At 74.7% G+C, this 15,867-nt stretch carries 13 protein-coding genes; 6 read left to right on the top strand and 7 right to left on the bottom strand.

Going from position 1 to position 15,867, the window contains the following annotated elements; translation table 11 throughout:
- Positions 1–40: 40 nt before the first annotated feature.
- Complete coding sequence (locus tag ACYVID_RS15125) at positions 41–2,341, top strand: arylsulfatase (protein WP_460738409.1); 2,301 nt, start codon at positions 41–43, stop codon at positions 2,339–2,341.
- 1 nt (position 2,342) lies between these two features.
- Complete coding sequence (locus ACYVID_RS15120) at positions 2,343–2,996, top strand: TetR family transcriptional regulator (RefSeq protein ID WP_300644017.1); 654 nt, start codon at positions 2,343–2,345, stop codon at positions 2,994–2,996.
- 48 nt (positions 2,997–3,044) lie between these two features.
- On the opposite strand, the gene ACYVID_RS15115 is transcribed toward ACYVID_RS15120, so the two are convergent.
- From ACYVID_RS15115 to cysS, 4 genes are all read right to left on the bottom strand, one after another.
- The gene (locus ACYVID_RS15115) at positions 3,045–4,478 is read right to left on the bottom strand and encodes an ABC transporter substrate-binding protein (protein WP_460738406.1); all 1,434 of its coding nucleotides are present in this window, start codon (positions 4,476–4,478) and stop codon (positions 3,045–3,047) included.
- Positions 4,479–4,591: 113 nt separating this feature from the next.
- Positions 4,592–6,331 (bottom strand): metallophosphoesterase, encoded by a 1,740-nt coding sequence (locus ACYVID_RS15110; protein WP_460738405.1) that lies wholly within the window; start codon positions 6,329–6,331, stop codon positions 4,592–4,594.
- A gap of 19 nt (positions 6,332–6,350) precedes the next feature.
- Positions 6,351–7,298 carry a 23S rRNA (guanosine(2251)-2'-O)-methyltransferase RlmB gene (gene rlmB / locus ACYVID_RS15105; RefSeq protein ID WP_460738403.1) on the bottom strand — a complete coding sequence of 316 codons (948 nt, stop codon included), beginning with the start codon at positions 7,296–7,298 and terminating at the stop codon, positions 6,351–6,353.
- Positions 7,299–7,358: 60 nt separating this feature from the next.
- A complete protein-coding gene (cysS, locus tag ACYVID_RS15100) occupies positions 7,359–8,765 on the bottom strand; it encodes a cysteine--tRNA ligase (protein ID WP_460738402.1) in 1,407 nt (468 codons plus the stop codon).
- Positions 8,766–8,926: 161 nt separating this feature from the next.
- Between cysS and ACYVID_RS15095 the strand changes: the two genes are divergently transcribed.
- The gene (locus ACYVID_RS15095) at positions 8,927–10,174 is read left to right on the top strand and encodes a C39 family peptidase (RefSeq protein ID WP_460738401.1); all 1,248 of its coding nucleotides are present in this window, start codon (positions 8,927–8,929) and stop codon (positions 10,172–10,174) included.
- Positions 10,175–10,514: 340 nt separating this feature from the next.
- Here the strand turns inward: ACYVID_RS15095 and ACYVID_RS15090 are convergent, their stop codons facing one another.
- Together ACYVID_RS15090 and ACYVID_RS15085 are read right to left on the bottom strand one after the other, a co-directional pair.
- Positions 10,515–11,255, bottom strand: a complete 741-nt coding sequence (locus ACYVID_RS15090; protein WP_460738399.1) for an SDR family NAD(P)-dependent oxidoreductase — start codon at positions 11,253–11,255, stop codon at positions 10,515–10,517.
- Positions 11,255–12,844: a molybdopterin-dependent oxidoreductase gene (locus ACYVID_RS15085; RefSeq protein ID WP_460738398.1), complete on the bottom strand. Its 1,590-nt coding sequence runs from the start codon at positions 12,842–12,844 to the stop codon at positions 11,255–11,257. Before ACYVID_RS15085 ends, ACYVID_RS15090 begins: the two co-directional genes overlap by 1 nt.
- A gap of 171 nt (positions 12,845–13,015) precedes the next feature.
- Between ACYVID_RS15085 and ispF the strand changes: the two genes are divergently transcribed.
- Together ispF and ACYVID_RS15075 are read left to right on the top strand one after the other, a co-directional pair.
- On the top strand, positions 13,016–13,516 hold the full coding sequence (ispF, locus tag ACYVID_RS15080; protein ID WP_460738396.1) for a 2-C-methyl-D-erythritol 2,4-cyclodiphosphate synthase: 501 nt from the start codon (positions 13,016–13,018) through the stop codon (positions 13,514–13,516).
- Positions 13,513–14,436: an alpha/beta fold hydrolase gene (locus ACYVID_RS15075; protein ID WP_460738395.1), complete on the top strand. Its 924-nt coding sequence runs from the start codon at positions 13,513–13,515 to the stop codon at positions 14,434–14,436. The genes ispF and ACYVID_RS15075 overlap by 4 nt, the downstream gene beginning before the upstream one ends.
- 65 nt (positions 14,437–14,501) lie before the next feature.
- Here the strand turns inward: ACYVID_RS15075 and nirD are convergent, their stop codons facing one another.
- The gene (gene nirD / locus ACYVID_RS15070; protein WP_460738394.1) at positions 14,502–14,849 is read right to left on the bottom strand and encodes a nitrite reductase small subunit NirD; all 348 of its coding nucleotides are present in this window, start codon (positions 14,847–14,849) and stop codon (positions 14,502–14,504) included.
- 231 nt (positions 14,850–15,080) lie between these two features.
- Between nirD and ACYVID_RS15065 the strand changes: the two genes are divergently transcribed.
- On the top strand, positions 15,081–15,812 hold the full coding sequence (locus ACYVID_RS15065; RefSeq protein ID WP_460738392.1) for an IspD/TarI family cytidylyltransferase: 732 nt from the start codon (positions 15,081–15,083) through the stop codon (positions 15,810–15,812).
- The last annotated feature ends 55 nt before the right edge of the window (positions 15,813–15,867 follow it).

Below are 15,867 nucleotides of genomic sequence, written 5' to 3'. Positions count from 1 at the left end.
CCGGCTGCCACTCGGCTCGCTGGCCGCCTACGCTCCCCGCATGCCCGCGATCCCGCCCCCGCAGCACGTCGTCGACCAGGCCCTGGCCTCGCAGTCGCGCCCGGTCCCCTACCCGCGCCCGGGCGCCGACGCCCCGAACGTGGTCATGGTCGTGCTCGACGACGTCGGCTTCGCCCAGCTCGGCTGCTTCGGCTCCGGGATCGCGACGCCGCGCATCGACGAGGTGGCCGAGCAGGGCCTGCGCTACCAGCGCTTCCACGTGACGGCCGTGTGCTCCTCGACCCGAGCGGCGTTCCTGACCGGTCGCAACCACCACGCCGTCGGGATGGGCGTCACCGAGGAGGCCGCGATGGGCTTCCCCGGCTACACCGGCCGGATCCCGCGCAGCGCGGCCACGATGGCACGGCTGCTGCGCGACAGCGGCTACAACACGATGGCCGTCGGCAAGTGGCACCTCACGCCGCGCACCGAGACCTCCGCGGCCGGCCCCTTCGACCGCTGGCCGCTGGGCCAGGGCTTCGAGAAGTACTACGGCTTCCTCGGCGCCGAGACCAGCCAGTGGGCACCGGAGCTGGTGCGCGACAACCACCACGTCGAGCCGCCGGCCACGCCCGAGGAGGGCTACCACCTCACCGAGGACCTGGTCGACGAGACGATCCGGATGATCCAGGACCAGCAGCAGGCCACGACCCGCAAGCCGTTCTTCTGCTACCTCGCCACCGGCGCCGCGCACGCCCCCCACCAGGTCGACCCGGAGTGGGTCGAGCCCTACCGCGGCGCCTTCGACCACGGCTGGGAGGCCTACCGCGAGGAGGTCTTCGCCCGCCAGGTCGCCGCCGGCGTGATCCCCGCCGACACCGTGCTGACCGACCGCCCGTCCTGGGTCCCGGAGTGGTCCTCCCTCACCGCCGACGAGCAGCGGCTCTACGCCCGCTACATGGAGGTCTTCGCCGGCTTCCTCACCCACACCGACCACCACCTCGGACGCCTCTTCGACTTCCTCGAGGAGATCGGGATCGCCGACGACACGATCGTGATGGTGATGTCCGACAACGGCGCCAGCGCCGAGGGCGGACCCAGCGGCACGCCCAACGAGGCCGCCGGCTGGCTCGGCCTGCAGCCCGACGCCGCGACCGCGATGGACCGGATCGAGGACCTCGGCGGGCCCAACGCCTCCAACCACTACCCCTGGGGCTGGGCGTGGGCCGGCAACACCCCGCTGCGGCTGTGGAAGCGCTACTCCTGGCTCGGCGGGGTGCGCGCACCGTTCGTGCTGCGCTGGCCCAGCCGGGTCCCCGACCCCGGCGCCGTGCGGGGTCAGTTCACCCACGCCGTGGACCTCTTCCCCACCCTGCTGGAGGCCGCCGGCGTCGACCTGCCCGAGGCCGTCGACGGCGTGACCCAGCAGCCGGTGGACGGTGCGTCCTTCCTGGCCAGCCTGACCGACGCCGGGGCCGCCGAGCACCGGCCGATGCAGTACTTCGAGATGATGGGCTCGCGTAGCCTCTACCTCGACGGCTGGAAGGCCGTGACCGACCACGTCGCGAACCAGTTCGGCGAGCGCGACCACGTGACCGGCAGCTTCGACCACGCCACCGACCGCTGGTCCCTCTACGACCTGCGCTCGGACTTCTCCGAGAGCACCGACCTCGCCGACGCCCACCCCGACCTCGTACGCCGGATGGAGGGCCTGTGGTGGGCCGAGGCCGGCCGCAACCAGGTGCTGCCGCTCTTCGAGTTCCCCGGGTCGATGTTCCACCTGCACCCCGGCGAGTTCCCACCCCCGCAGGAGGCGACCTACCGTCCCGGCGGCGCCCCCGTGGTGGAGCCGATGCTGCCCGCCACCGGCGGCGGCTTCTCCCTGCGCGCCCACGTGGAGGTCCCCGACGAGCACGCCTCGGGCATCCTGGCCGCCATCGGCGACCACCAGGGCGGCTGGGGCGTCTACCTCCTCGACGGTCGTCCGACGGCCTGCTTCGCGCTGCTCGACGCCACCGACCGGGTGCAGGCCTCTGAGCCCGTTCCCGCCGGTGCCCACGTCGTCGGGCTCGACCTGCGTCCGGCCGGCGCGGACGGGCCGCAGCGCCTCGAGCTGTCCGTCGACGACCGCGTGGTGGCCTCCGGCGAGGTGCGCGGGACGTTCTTCCTGCCGCAGCTGTCCTCGGCCGCCGTGGGACTGACCGTCGGCCGCGACCGCGGGCTCCCGCTGTGCGGGGACTACCGCCCGCCCTTCGCCTTCACCGGCCGGCTGGAGAAGGTCGTCCTGCGCAGTGGCGCCGGTGCCACCTTCAGCGTCCCGGACACCGAGGACCGCGTGCGCGCGGCCGTCGCCGGCGACTGAGGTGCCGAGCCAGCAGACCGGCGGCGACCCCGCCGAGGACCCCGCCGAGGACCCCGTCCCGGGCGCGGACGACCCGCTCGCGCTCGGGCGCCGCGAGCAGCACAAGCGCAGCACCCGCCGCGCCCTCGAGGACGCCGCGCTGACCCTCTTTGCCCGTGACGGCTTCGACGCGACCACGGTCGAGGCGATCGCCGAGCGGGCGGAGGTCTCGCCCCGCACCTTCTTCCGCTACTTCGCCACCAAGGACGAGGTGCTGGACATGGGCTGGGCCGCACGGCGCGAGCGGATCCTGGCGCTGCTGCTCCTCGCACCCGACGGGCTCGACGACCTGGCCGCCGCCGTGTGGGTGCTGGAGAGGATGGCGATCGAGCTCGAGCCCGAGCGGGACCGGGTCCGGCTGCGCGCGGTCGCGGCCGCCACCTCACCCGCCCTGCGCGGTCGCTCGGCGGAGGCGCTCACCGCGTGGGAGGCGGCGGTCGGCCTCGGACTGGCCCGCCGACGCGGGCTGGAACGCCCCGACGAGGCCGCCTCGGTCGCCGCCGCGGTCTCGCTCGGGTTGTGGGGCTGGGCGGCCCGGCACTGGATCCACCCGCGCTCCGGCGTACCGCTGCGGGAGCTCGTGCGCACGGCGGCCTCGCACCTGCCCGGCCGCTGACGCCCCGGACGGCCCCGTGTCCCGACGGCTCAGCCTCCCGATCTGGGCTCAGCGCACGACGGTGGTGCCGTTGCAGGTGTAGTCGCGACTGCCGAGCGGCACGAACTTCCCGCCCCTGACCTGCAGGAAGCGGAAGCACTCGCCGGTGCGCTTGGGCCCGACGTTCTGCGGCGCGTGCAGGCCGTTGGCGGTCCAGTCGTCGGTGCCACGGATGGCCTCGAGCAGGGTCTCGCGCGAGAGCTTGCCGCCCAGGCCCGCCGCGAGCTCGACGAAGAGCCGCGCCGCGGACCACGAGAAGACCCCGAAGAAGTCCGGCGTCGCCCCGGGCTTGGTCGTCTGCAGCCAGTCGAGGTAGAGCTTGGTCTCGGGGCTGCGGTCGGCCTCCTCGAAGGGCACGAAGTTCGTGTAGATCGTGATGCCCTCCACGTCCTCGCCGCCCTGCTCGATCAGCGCCGGCTCGTAGGCCGTGGGGTCGATCATGAAGACGTCGGGCTCGTAGCCCTGCTGGGTCATCGCCTGGGCCAGGCGCACGAACTGCGGGACCGCGGCGGTCATCTGGACGTACCCCACGCCCTCGTCCTTGAGCTCCTGCACGAACGGCGCGTAGTTGAACTCCGAGGTCTCGATGCCCCGGACGACGGTGAACCGCATCCCTCGCTGGGTCATCGCGCGCGGCTGCAACTGGCCGTTCTCGGCAGCGGCACCGGCGTTGATGTAGAGGCTCGCGGCGTTCTGTGAGGCGTCGCGGAAGTTCTCCAGCACGTAGTCGGCGACCGCGTTGTTGACCTCGCCGGCGATCGTGGACTGGGCACCGAAGCAGGTGGAGCACTCCTGGCGGTCGCCGGTCACGCCGGCAGAACGGATGTCGGGCAGGCCGCAGGCCTCGGTCGTGGCCGCGCCGCCGGAGTCGAAGGCCGACATGGAGCCGACCATGGCGAAGACGTTCTCGCAGGCGTCGACGTGGTTGCGCTGGTCGGCGCTGGCGTCGGTGCGGGAGTCGTAGTTCTTCAGGACCAGGGTGCGTCCGCAGATGCCGTCGGGGTTGACCCGGTTGAAGTAGGCGACGAAGGCCTTCGTGGCGTCCTGGGCGGACTCGAAGAGCCCCGGCACCGGGCCGGAGATGTCGGAGGAGTTGCCGATGGTGATGGTGTCGTCGGTGATGCCGGGGCCGTTCTGGAAGCCCTCGCACGACCCGGTCTTGATCGGCGGCCCCTCGCCCGGGCCGGCGCCGCCGCCGGTCGTGCCGCCCGTGGTGCCGCCACCGGTCGTGCCGCCGCCCCCGGTGGCTCCCGTCCCGGTGCCGCCCGTGGTGCCGCCGTCGGAGCCGGTGGTGCCTCCGGTGGTCCCACGGTCGGCGGAGACCGGCTGGCCGTCGGCGCCGACCACGACCCCGCCCGGGGCCGTGCCCCCCGCCGCGACCACGTCTGCGGGCGCGAGCTGGGAGCCGCAGGCGCTGAGGACCATCACGAGCGCGACGGACACCGTCGCCACCCTGGTGCGGGAGCGGGACACCGGACCTCCTCGTGGTCGCCTGTTGCGTCGAGGGGCTCAACGAACCCCACCCCCGGAAGTGACGCGGATCACGAGAACGTGTTCTACCTGCCGTCGCGGCGATCCTGCTCCCGGGGGCGGCCGGTGGCGTCGTCGGCGTCCGGGCCCTGCTCGCGCGGGCCGGTGCCCGGACCGCTCGCCGGCCCCGGGTCCGGGGTCCCCGAGGGCGAGGGCACGAGGACCGAGCCCTGCTGCTCCTCGCCGGGCCCGCCGTCCTCCTCGGCGCCGGTGACGGTGTCGGGCCGGACCAGGACGGTGTACTCCCCGACCTCCCAGCGACCGTTGGTCTGCAGGAAGACGCCCTGCAGACCGACCGGCCGACCCTCGCGGTAGGTCACCAGGGTCATCTGGGCCTCGCGGCGCGGCTTGGAGCCGAGGGCGATGGCGTACGCCGCCCCACCCGTCGTGCCGTTGGTGTAGCGGTAGCCCACCTGCCCCTCGGGACCGACCACCGGGTCGGGGCCCACCTCGACGTGCAGGTGCCCCCCCACCGCCAGGTCGGCGCAGCCGCGCGCGAGGGCCTCGGAGGCCAGGTTGACGTCGTGGACGAGCAGGGTGCCGATCGGCCCGTCCTCGGCGGCCGTGTCGCAGGCCACGTCGGCCAGCCGGCTGCCGACCTCCTCGAAGGAGAGCCCGGTCTCGTCGCGCCAGCTGCCGAGGCCGGAGGACCGCGGGTCGGCGACGCCCAGCAGGGTGCTGCCGCCGGGGCCCTCGACGACCTCGCCGTCGAGCATCGTCCACCCGTGGTCGACGAGGTAGTCGGCCACGAAGTCGCCGCTGTCGTGGTTGCCCGCCACGCCGAAGCGGTCGTAGCCGTCGAAGGCGGCGCTGACCGAGTCCAGCGAGAAGGCCTCCCAGGTCGCTCCGGTCGAGGTGTCGTCGCCGGCGTTGAGCACGACCGTCGCGCCGGCCCGGTCGCCCACCGCGCGCGCGACGGGGTCCATCCCGATGTTGTCGTGGCGGTCGGAGACGAGGATGGCGACGGTCTCGTCCTCGGCCGGCTCGCGCAGGTCCAGCTCGAGCGCGTCCTCGGCGGCCTGGGCGTAGAACCCGCGCGACTTCTCGTAGGTGTCGACCGCGCTCTCGATCAGCCGTCGGGTCTGGCTGGTGGTGACGTCGCCGCGCACCTCCACCCCGTCCAGCTCCTCCGGCAGCGGCACCTGCGGACCCAGGAACTCCGCCAGCGGGATCCACGGCCGCGCGTCCTCGACCCGCTCGTCGGCCGGCGTCCACGGCTGCCACCAGGCCAGCCCCACCGCAGTGACGGCCGCGACGGCGACGGCCCCGCGCCGGCTCGGCACCGAGCGCAGCAGCTCGCGTCGGCGCGCCGGGCCGACCAGCACCCAGAACAGCACGGGTACGGCGCCCACGGCCGCCCCGCGCAGCGCGGCCTGCCACGCCATGTCGACCACGGCCTCGCGCACGCGGGCCCGGGCACCCTCGGGGCTGGAGGCGATCACGGCGTACCGGTCCACGAGCTCCTCGGTGCTGGAGGCGTCGGTCTTGCCGAGTCGCACGTCGACACCGAGAGGAGCCCCGGAGTCGATGCGCAGGTCGGGCAGGACCGGTCCCGTGCGCACCACGACCTGGCGCGAGAGCGTCGGCTGGAGCACGGCGTCGTGGCTGGCGAGGGTGACCTCGCGCGAGGAGCCGAGGAAGAGGGTCAGCCCGGCCAGGACCGAGAGGCCCAGCCAGGCCCCAGCCAGGGCCAGGACGTGGAGGCCGGCGCCGGTGCGTCGTGGCAGGCGCAGGACGCGCCGCGGGCCCGCGGGCCCGTCGGTCACGCCCTGCGACGGCACGGGATCAGTCCCGGGCCCTCGCGACGGCGTACAACGCGACGCCGCAGGCGACCCCGGCGTTGAGCGACTCCACGGAGTTGGCCATGGGGATCGAGACGAGCAGGTCGCAGGTCTCGGCGACCAGGCGCGAGAGCCCGTCGCCCTCGGAGCCCACGACCAGCACCAGCGGCCCGTCGGCCAGGTCCATCGCCGGCAGCTCGACCTCGCCGTCGGCGGCGAGGCCGACGACCATGCAGCCGGCGTCCTGGTAGGCCTTCAGCTGGCGGGTCAGGTTGACGGTCTGGGCCACCGGGATGCGGGCGGCGGCACCGGCGCTGGTCTTCCACGCCGAGGCCGTCATGCCGGCGGCGCGCCGCTCGGGGACGACGACGCCGTGGGCCCCGAAGGCGGCGGCGCTGCGCACGGCCGCGCCGAGGTTGCGGGGGTCGGTGACGGAGTCCAGCACCACGATGAGCGGCTTCTCGCCCATCTCCGCGGCCCGGTCGAGCAGGTCGTCGGGGTGGGCGTACTCGTAGGCCGGGATGCGCGCCGCGAGGCCCTGGTGCACCGCGCCGCCGGTGTGCCGGTCGAGCTCCTGCTTGCTCACCTCGAGCAGGCTGATGCCGCGGTCGGAGGCGAGCATGAAGGCCTCGCGCAGCCGGCCGTCCCGCTCGGCGCCCTCGGCCACGTAGAGCGCGTTGACCGGCACGCCCTCCCGCAGGGCGTCGACGACCGGGTTGCGCCCCGCGATCCACTCGGCGTCGCTGCTGGTGCGGCGACGCGGGCGCGAGGCCTGCGCCTGCTTCTCGGCGCGCTTGGCGGCCTTGTGGGCCTGGTGGTAGGGCCGGTCCTTCGCCTTGGGCGTCGGACCCTTGCCCTCCAGGCCGCGGCGCACCCGGCCACCGGAGCCGGCGGTCGGGTTGCCCTTGCCGCTCTTCTTGATCGCGCCCTTGCGCTGGGAGTTGCCTGCCACGTCAGTGTCCTATCCGGTGGTTGAGGAGGTTGCTCTGCAACCGTCTCGAAACCCCGGCCATCAGGCGAGGCTCCACTTCTGTCCGTCGGGGGTGTCGGTGATCTCCACGCCGGCCTCCTTGAGCCGGTCGCGGATCGCGTCGGCGGTCGCGAAGTCCTTCTCCGCGCGCGCCTCGGCGCGCTGCTGGAGCAGCCCGGAGACGAGGGCCTCGACGACGGCCGCCATCCGGTCATCGCCCTTCTCCTCGCCCCACGCCGGGTCGGCCGGGTGGAGGCCGAGGACGTCGAGCATGGCCAGGACCGAGGCCAGGTTGCCGCGCAGGGCTGGGCCGTCCCCGCCCGCGAGCAGCTTGTTGCCCTCGCGGACGACCTCGTGGATCGCGGCGACCGCGGCCGGCGTACCGAGGTCGTCGTCCATGGCCTGCACGAAGTCCGCGCAGGCGATCCCGGGCTCGGGGAGCCCGCCCACCGCGTCGGCGGCACGCTCGACGAAGGCCTCGATGCGGCGGAAGGCGACCGCCGCCTCGCCGAGGGCCTCGAAGGAGAACTCGACGGTGGAGCGGTAGTGCGCTGCGACCATGTAGTAGCGCAGCTCGATACCGCGGAACCGCTCGAGCACCGAGGGGATGAGCAGGCTGTTGCCCAGGCTCTTGGACATCTTCTCGCCGGCGGTGGTGATCCAGGCGTTGTGCATCCAGTACGCCGCGAAGCCGTGCCCCGCCGCACGCGACTGGGCCAGCTCGTTCTCGTGGTGGGGGAAGCGCAGGTCGACGCCGCCGCCGTGGATGTCGAAGGCCTGCCCGAGGTACTTGCCCGCCATCGCCGAGCACTCGATGTGCCATCCGGGCCGGCCGGGACCCCACGGGCTGGGCCACGAGGCGGTCTCGGGCTCGGTGGACTTGCGGCCCTTCCAGAGCGCGAAGTCGCGCGGGTCGCGCTTGCCGCGCGGGTCGGCGTCCTCGGCGGCCTCCATGTCCTCGATCCGCTGGTGGGTCAGCGCGCCGTACCCCGGCCAGCTGCGCACGTCGAAGAACACGTCGCCGGTGCCGTCCTCGGCGGCGTACGCGTGCCCCTTGGCGATGAGCTGCTCGATCAGCGCGACCATCTCCGGGACGTGGCCGGTGGCGGCTGGCTCGTAGGTCGGCGGCAGCACGTTGAGCGCGGCGTAGGCCCGGTCGAGCTCGCGCTTCATGTCGTAGGCGAGGTTGTACCAGGGGCGGCCCTGCACCTCGGCCTTGGTGAGGATCTTGTCGTCGATGTCGGTGACGTTGCGGATGAAGTCGACCGCGAACCCGCGGTGGGTCAGCCACCGGCGCAGGACGTCGAAGTTCACCGCGCTGCGCACGTGCCCCACGTGCGGCTCCGACTGCACCGTGAGCCCGCAGACGTAGACACCGACCCGTCCCTCGACGAGGGGCGCGAAGTCACGGACCTCGCGGGTCGCGGTGTCGTACAGCCTGATGCTCACCCGCCTCAGTCTAGGAGCGCGGGACCCCCGCCCCCGATTCCCCGCTCAGCCAGTGCTGGTTCGAGCGTGACTCGGCGCTCGTTCGACGCTCACTCGGCGCTCGTTCGAGCACGTCGAGCATCCTGTGACGCATGTGACAGGAGTGACGTACCCTCGATCGGGTGCGCCACCCTCTCCCCGCCCTCGCGCTGGCCCTGGTCCTCGCCCCGCTGGCCCCCGTGAAGCCGACGGCGAGCGCCGCCGACGCGAGCGGCACCGGCATCGCGACCGCGGAGCGCGCGGCCGCCAAGATCCAGACCGACCTGCGCGGCTGGTCCGGCGAGGAGCTGGCCTCGGGCCGCGTCGCCGGCACCGAGCTCCGCCGCGATCGGCTCTTCCTGACCGACCCGGTCGGCACCCGCACGCTCGGCGGCACGACGTACGACGTGGGGCGCTGGGTCTCGCGCTGGGCCCGCCCCGGGTTCGGCTTCACCGAGCTCGTCGCGAGCTGGGAGGCCAAGACCCCGGGCGACTCGTGGGTCGAGGTCGAGGTGCGCGGACAGGACGCGTCCGGGCGCCGCAGCTCGTGGGACAGCCTCGGGCGCTGGGCCTACGGCGACAAGCACCTGCGCCGCACGAGCGTCCCCGGCCAGGACGACGACCTCGCCCGCGTCGCGACCGACACCTGGCGCACCGCCTCCGCGGCCGGCCTGGACCGCTGGCGCGTGCGGGTCAGCCTCATGCGTCGTACCGGCGCCACCACCAAGGCCCCCAGCCTCGGCCACCTCTCGGCCACCACCTCGCGCCGCCCCGACACCCGCCCGCCGACCTCGAAGCCGGGCGTCGTCGCGCAGGCCGGCGGCGCGGTGCTCGACGTGCCGCGCTACAGCCAGATGGTCCACACCGGCCACTACCCGCAGTGGGGCGGGGGCGGCGAGGCCTGGTGCTCCCCGACGTCGCTGTCGATGGTGCTGGCCTTCCACGACGCCCTGCCCCCGGCCCGCGACTACGCCTGGGTCCCCGACGGCCACGGCGCGCCCTGGGTGGACCACGCCGCCCGGATGACCTTCGACCACGGGTACGACGGCGCCGGCAACTGGTCGTTCAACGTCGCCTACGCCGCCCGCCTGGTCGGCCGGGCCGAGGTCTCCCGCCTCCCCGACCTGCGCGCCGTCGAGCGCCTGGTCGCCGACGGCCTCCCGGTCATCGTCTCGATCGCCTTCGACGCCGGTGAGCTCAGCGGCGGCCCGCTCACCTCCTCCGACGGCCACCTGCTGGTCGTGGTCGGCTTCACCGCCGACGGCGACGTCGTGGTCAACGACCCCGCCGCCGACTCCCCCGCCGGCGTACGCCGCACCTACGACCGCGCCCAGCTCGAGCGGGCATGGCTGGACGCCTCCACCGGCACCGCCTACGTCCTGCGCCCCTGACCCGAGCCCGCCCAGCGCGCCCCGCGTCCAGCCCCCGACCACCAGCCACGGAGGCGGGGGTGCGCGGCCGCGGTCGGATGGCCCGGTGCGCGGGGCCGCGGCCGGCCCACCCGGCCTGCGGAGGCGCGGCCGGACGCAGACGCCCCCGGAGGAGCGTGGTTGGGTCTGGCGGGCTCCTCGTGAGGGACGAGCGAGGAGCCTGGTAGCGACGAAGGGGGCGTCTGCGGGAGGCCGTGCCTCCGCAGGCCCTCAGGAGGCCGCGGCACCGCGCGGCCCCACCCGACCGCGGTCGCGCACACCTGACCGACCCACCGACGACCGACCCACCGACGACCGACCCTCAGCAGCCGTAGCCCCCGTCGACGTCCAGCTTCTGGCCCGACACGAACCCGGCCCGGTCGGAGGCGAGGAAGCAGACCGCCTCGGCCACGTCGTCGGCGCTGCCGAAGCGCCCGAGCGGGATGTTGCGGCGGGTGATCTCGAGGGCCTCGTCGGAGAGCTCGCCGGAGCCGATGAGCCGGGCGGCCATCCCGTCGGTGAGCATGCCGGGACCGACGGCGTTGACCCGGACGCCGTACCTCCCCTCCTCGACCGCCAGCGCCCGCACCATCGCCTCGACGGCGGCCTTGGGCGCCGAGGAGAGCCCGTCGCGCTTGGGGAAGCGGGAGGTGGCGGCGGTGGTGACGGCGACGACGCAGCCGCGCGACTCGCGCAGGGCCGTGAGCGCGGCGCGCACCACGGTGAAGAAGCCGCCCGCGTCGTCGTGCAGCTGGGTGGCCATGTCGGCCGCGGAGACCCGCCCGAGGTGGACCATCGGCACGTGCGGGCCGGCGGCGTGCACGAGCGTGTGCAGGGCCCCGTGCTCGGCCAGCACCGCCGCGACGACCGCGTCGGCCTGCGCGGCCGCGTCACCGGCCCCCAGGTCGAGCGGGTACGAGGCCACCCCGTCGGCCGGCGTACGACGGTGGGTGACGACGACCCGGGACCCGCGGGCGGCCAGCAGGGCCGCGACCCGTGTCCCGATGCCCCCGTTGCCGCCCACGACCAGGGCTGCCCCGGGGCGGCCCGCGAAGTCCTCCATCAGGCGTCCTGGGCGCTGAAGTCGACCACGTGGTGGCCGGTCGCCCCGTCGGGCAGCACGTCCCGCTCGACGGGGGTCTGCACGATGCCGTCCCCGTCGGTGGCGCGCACGCGCAGCAGGTGGTCGCCGGCGCCGACCTCGATCGAGCCGCCCCACTGCACCCACGTGTCGTCGCTGGGGACCCGGCCCAGCTCCATCGGCTGCCAGGGGCCGCCGTCGAGCGAGACCTCGACAGCCGAGATGCCGGTGTGCTGGTGCCAGGCGACGCCGCCGACGGCCACGGTGCCGCTGGCCACGCTCGACCCGGAGCGCGGCACGTCGATGCGGGAGGCGGTCTTGATCGGGCCGAGCTCGCCCCAGCCGCGCTGCGTCCAGTAGGCGTCGACGTCGGCGAACCGCGTCACCTCCATGTCCACGACCCACTTGGTCGCCGAGACGTAGCCGTAGAGCCCGGGCACGACCATCCGCACGGGGAACCCGTGGTCGATCGGCAGCGGCTCGCCGTTCATCGCAACGGCCAGCAGCGCGTCACGCCCGTCGGTGAGGGCCGCGAGCGGGGTGGCGCAGTTCCACCCGTCCTCGGAGGTCTGCAGCACCGCGTCGGCGCCGGGCAGCACCCCGGCCTGCTCGAGCAGGCCGTCGATGCGCACCCCGCTCCACCAGGCGTTGCCCACCAGCGGCCCGCCGATGGGGTTGCTGACGCAGCACAGCGTGACCCAGGCGTCGCTGAGCTCCTGGTCGAGCAGGTCCTGGTAGGTCACGACGACCTCGCGCTCGACCATCCCGTGGATGCGCAGCGACCAGTCCTCGGGCGCGATCGCCGGCGTCACGATCGCGGTGTCGATCCGGTAGAACTCCTCGTTGGGGGTCTGCCACGGCGAGATCCCCTCGACCTCGAGCCGCGACCCGGCGGGCACGCGCGGGGCCCGGACGTCGAGACGCAGCAGCCGCCGCGTCTCCTCGACCTTGCGGCGCCCGCTGCCGACCAGCCGACCGCTGACCCCCACTACGGCCACGACCCCGCCGATCGCGGCGAGCCTGATGAGGAACTCCCGACGCCCCTTCGCGTACGCCGGCCCCGACCCGGCCCCCGGCAGCGGCCGCCCGGCACCGGCCCCGGCCGGGGCCGCCCCGGCGTCGACGCGACGCAGCGGCTCGGTCAGCAGCGAGAGCGCGACGAGCCAGGTGACGTAGCCGATCGCCACGGGGAGCAGGTCGACGGTGGCCCAGCCGGCCGAGGAGACGACCGCGACCGCCGCCAGGACCGCGAGCAGCGAGTAGACCACCACCGGCACCCACCAGCGCCGTCGGGCCCAGCGGCCCACGAAGAAGAAGAGCGCGATCGAGAGCACGGTCATGACGCCGAGCAGCAGGGACTTGTTGTAGGCGCCGAAGAACTTCAGCGCGAACTGCACCACCGGCCCCGGCGTCGTGCGCACCACCAGCTCGGCGATCGCGACGAACGGTGCCTCGCGGATGGTCAGCACCATCGCGGCGGCGTAGCTCGCGACCACACCGGCCGCCCCCGCCAGGAGACCGGCCACCGGCCACGCGAGGGCGCGGCGGTCGAGGGAGGGACGCTCGGGCACGGACCCATCATGTCCCAGCCGCCCGAACGGCCCTCCGAGCCGGGCCCCGCCGCTGGTCCAGGTGCGAGCGGAGCAAGCCGCGGGACCCGCCGCAGCAAGTACCTGCGACACGAGTCCCAGAAAAGCCCGGGACAACCTCGCACCGGGCTCCGCGGCCGCTAGCCTCCGAGGGTGACGACCCCTCTCCCCCGCGTGGGCACCGGCACCGACGTGCACAGGCTCGCCCCCGGCGTACCCCTCCACCTCGCCGGCCTCTCCTGGCCCGACGAGGACCACGGCCTCGAGGGCCACTCCGACGCCGACGTCGCCGCGCACGCCGCGTGCGACGCGCTGCTCTCGGCCGCCGGCCTCGGGGACCTGGGGTCCAACTTCGGCACGAGCGAGCCGGAGTGGGCAGGCGCCGCGGGCACCGCCCTGCTGGCGGAGACCGCACGCCGGGTGCGGGCCGCGGGCTTCGAGATCGGCAACGTCGCGGTGCAGGTGATCGGCAACCGCCCACGCCTGGGGCCGCGCCGGGCCGAGGCCGAGGCCGCGCTCTCGGACGCGGTCGGCGCCCCGGTCAGCGTCTCGGCGACGACGACCGACGGGCTGGGTCTGACCGGACGCGGCGAGGGGGTCGCGGCGGTCGCGACCGCACTGGTGCAGGAGCTGGGCCAGGAGGGCGGCCGATGAGGACGCACGACCTGCACGTCGACGACGGTGCCCGGCTGCACGTGACGGTCTACGGGCGCGAGGACGCCGAGGTCACCCTGCTGCTCGCGCACTGCTGGACCGCCGACGAGCAGGACTGGCACTACCAGGTGCGGCACCTGCTGGCGACGTACGGACCCGACCTGCGCCTGGTCACCTGGGACGCCCGCGGCCACGGCCGCTCCGACGTCGCCGTCGAGCGCGACTGCACAGTGGTGCGACTGGCCCGCGACCTGGGCCAGGTCGTCGACACCTTCGCCGCCGAGGGTCCGCTCGTGCTGGCCGGGCACTCGATCGGCGGCATGACGATCATGGCGCTGCCGGAGGTGCGCCCCGACGTCGTCGACCGGGTCGCGGGGCTGGTGCTCGTCGCCACGTCCTCCGGCGATCTCGACACGGTGACCCTGGGCTTCCCCGACATGGGGCCGCTGCTGCGCCGCCAGCTGCCGCGGGTCCTGGCGACCCGCGCCCGGCTGCTCACCCGCTCCGAGCGCCGGCGCACCCCCTCGATCGAGCGCTGGGTGGTCAACCAGATCCTCATGGGCACCCCGCTGCGGCTGCGCGACGCCGGCCTGGTCGTCGACCAGCTGGTCAGCTGCGCGCCCGCCACGATGTCCGGCTTCTACCGCGACCTCATGGGCCACGAGCGCACCGAGGGGCTCAAGGCGTACGCCGGCGTCCCGACGACCGTCATGGTCGGCAGCGCCGACGTGCTCACCCCGCCCGCGCACGCCCGCCGACTCGCCTCGGCCATCGACGGCGCCCGGCTGCTCGTGCTGCCCGGAGCCGGCCACTACCTCCCCCTCGAGCGGGACGAGGCGGTCTCCGCCGAGCTGGTCGCGGCCGTGGACCGGGCACGCGCGGGCGTGGGCCTCCCCCTCGTCACCTCCGGGCGGGGATAGTCCGCACGCGTGGCCAGGCGCACGTCAGGCCTGCCTGGGCGTGCCGACCATCCCGCGTCGCCTCCTCAGGCCGCGCCCTTGCGGTGCCCGACCAGCACGACCCCGTCCACCACCTTGACGTCGTACGCCGGCACCGAGACGTGCTCGTCGTCCAGGCACCGGCCCGTGCGCAGGTCGAAGCCGTGCCGGTGGCTCGGCGGCGCCACGAACGGCACGTCCTCGCGGCGACCGACGATGCCCCGCGCGAGCATCGAGGCCTTGGCGAACGGGTCGTGGTTGCCGAGCGCGTAGACCGAGCCGTCCTCGAGCCGGAACAGCGCCACCGCCTGGCCGTGCACCAGCGCTGTGGCACCCCGCTCGACCTGCAGCTGCTCGACGCGGCAGACCGGGTGCCACTCCTCCCGAACGGTCATGGCTCCCTCCTTCGGCCACCGAACCTAGGAGCGCCGGCGTACCACCCGGGTTTCGCCGTGTAACGGGCGTGAAAACTCCGCCGCTCGCCCTCCCTGCGCGATCCTGCGGTGGCCCCTCCCGCGCAGAGCGCCGGCGACGGCCGCGCGTCGAGACCACTGCCAGGTCGACCGGGTGACCGAGCCGGCCATGCCGGCCGTGCCGGCCATGCCCCGGTCGGTAGCCTGCCGCGCGTGAGCACCGAGACCGCCGAGGAGGCACCGCACCCCGATGGCGTCACGGTGGTCGTGCTCGGCGCCGGCTCGGGGACCCGGGTCGGGGCCGACCGCAACAAGGTGCTGCTCCCCCTGCGCGACCGCCCGCTCCTGGCCTGGTCGGTGCTCCACGCCCTCGCCGTCCGCGGCGTCGAGCGCGTCGTGGTGGTCACCGCTCCTGGTGAGCGGGACGAGGTGGCCGAGGCGTTGGCCCCGCACCTGCCGGTCGAGGGCCCCGCGGCGGAGGTGGAGGTGGCCCTGGTCGACGGCGGCCGCAGCCGGCACGCGTCGGAGTGGAACGCCCTGCGCGCCGTCGCCCACCACGTCGAGGCCGGTCGCACCGAGGTGGTGGCGGTCCACGACGGCGCCCGACCGCTCGCGAGCCCGGCCCTCTTCGACACGGTCGTGGCCGCCGCGCGCGAGCACGGTGGCGCGCTCCCGGCCGCCCCGGCGACCGGGCTGGTGACCGAGACGCTCCGTCCCGCGCCGGGCCCGCTCGTCGGCGTGCAGACCCCGCAGGCCTTCCGCGCCGCGCCGCTGCTCGAGGCCTACCGGGCGGCCGGGCGCGACGGCTTCGAGGGCACCGACACCGCGGCGACCTTCGAGCGGTACGCCGGACTGCCGGTCCGCGCGGTCCGGTCCACGGCCGCGAACCTCAAGGTCACCTGGCCCGAGGACCTCGCCCTGGCCGAGGCACTGCTCCGGGGCTGATCCGCGGTGCCCGGGCGGCTCGCGCCGGGCGATGGTCCGGCTGGTGCCGGCCGAA

It is taken from the genome of Nocardioides ginkgobilobae, assembly GCF_054781275.1.
This window is presented reverse-complemented; position numbering and strand designations above follow the sequence as displayed.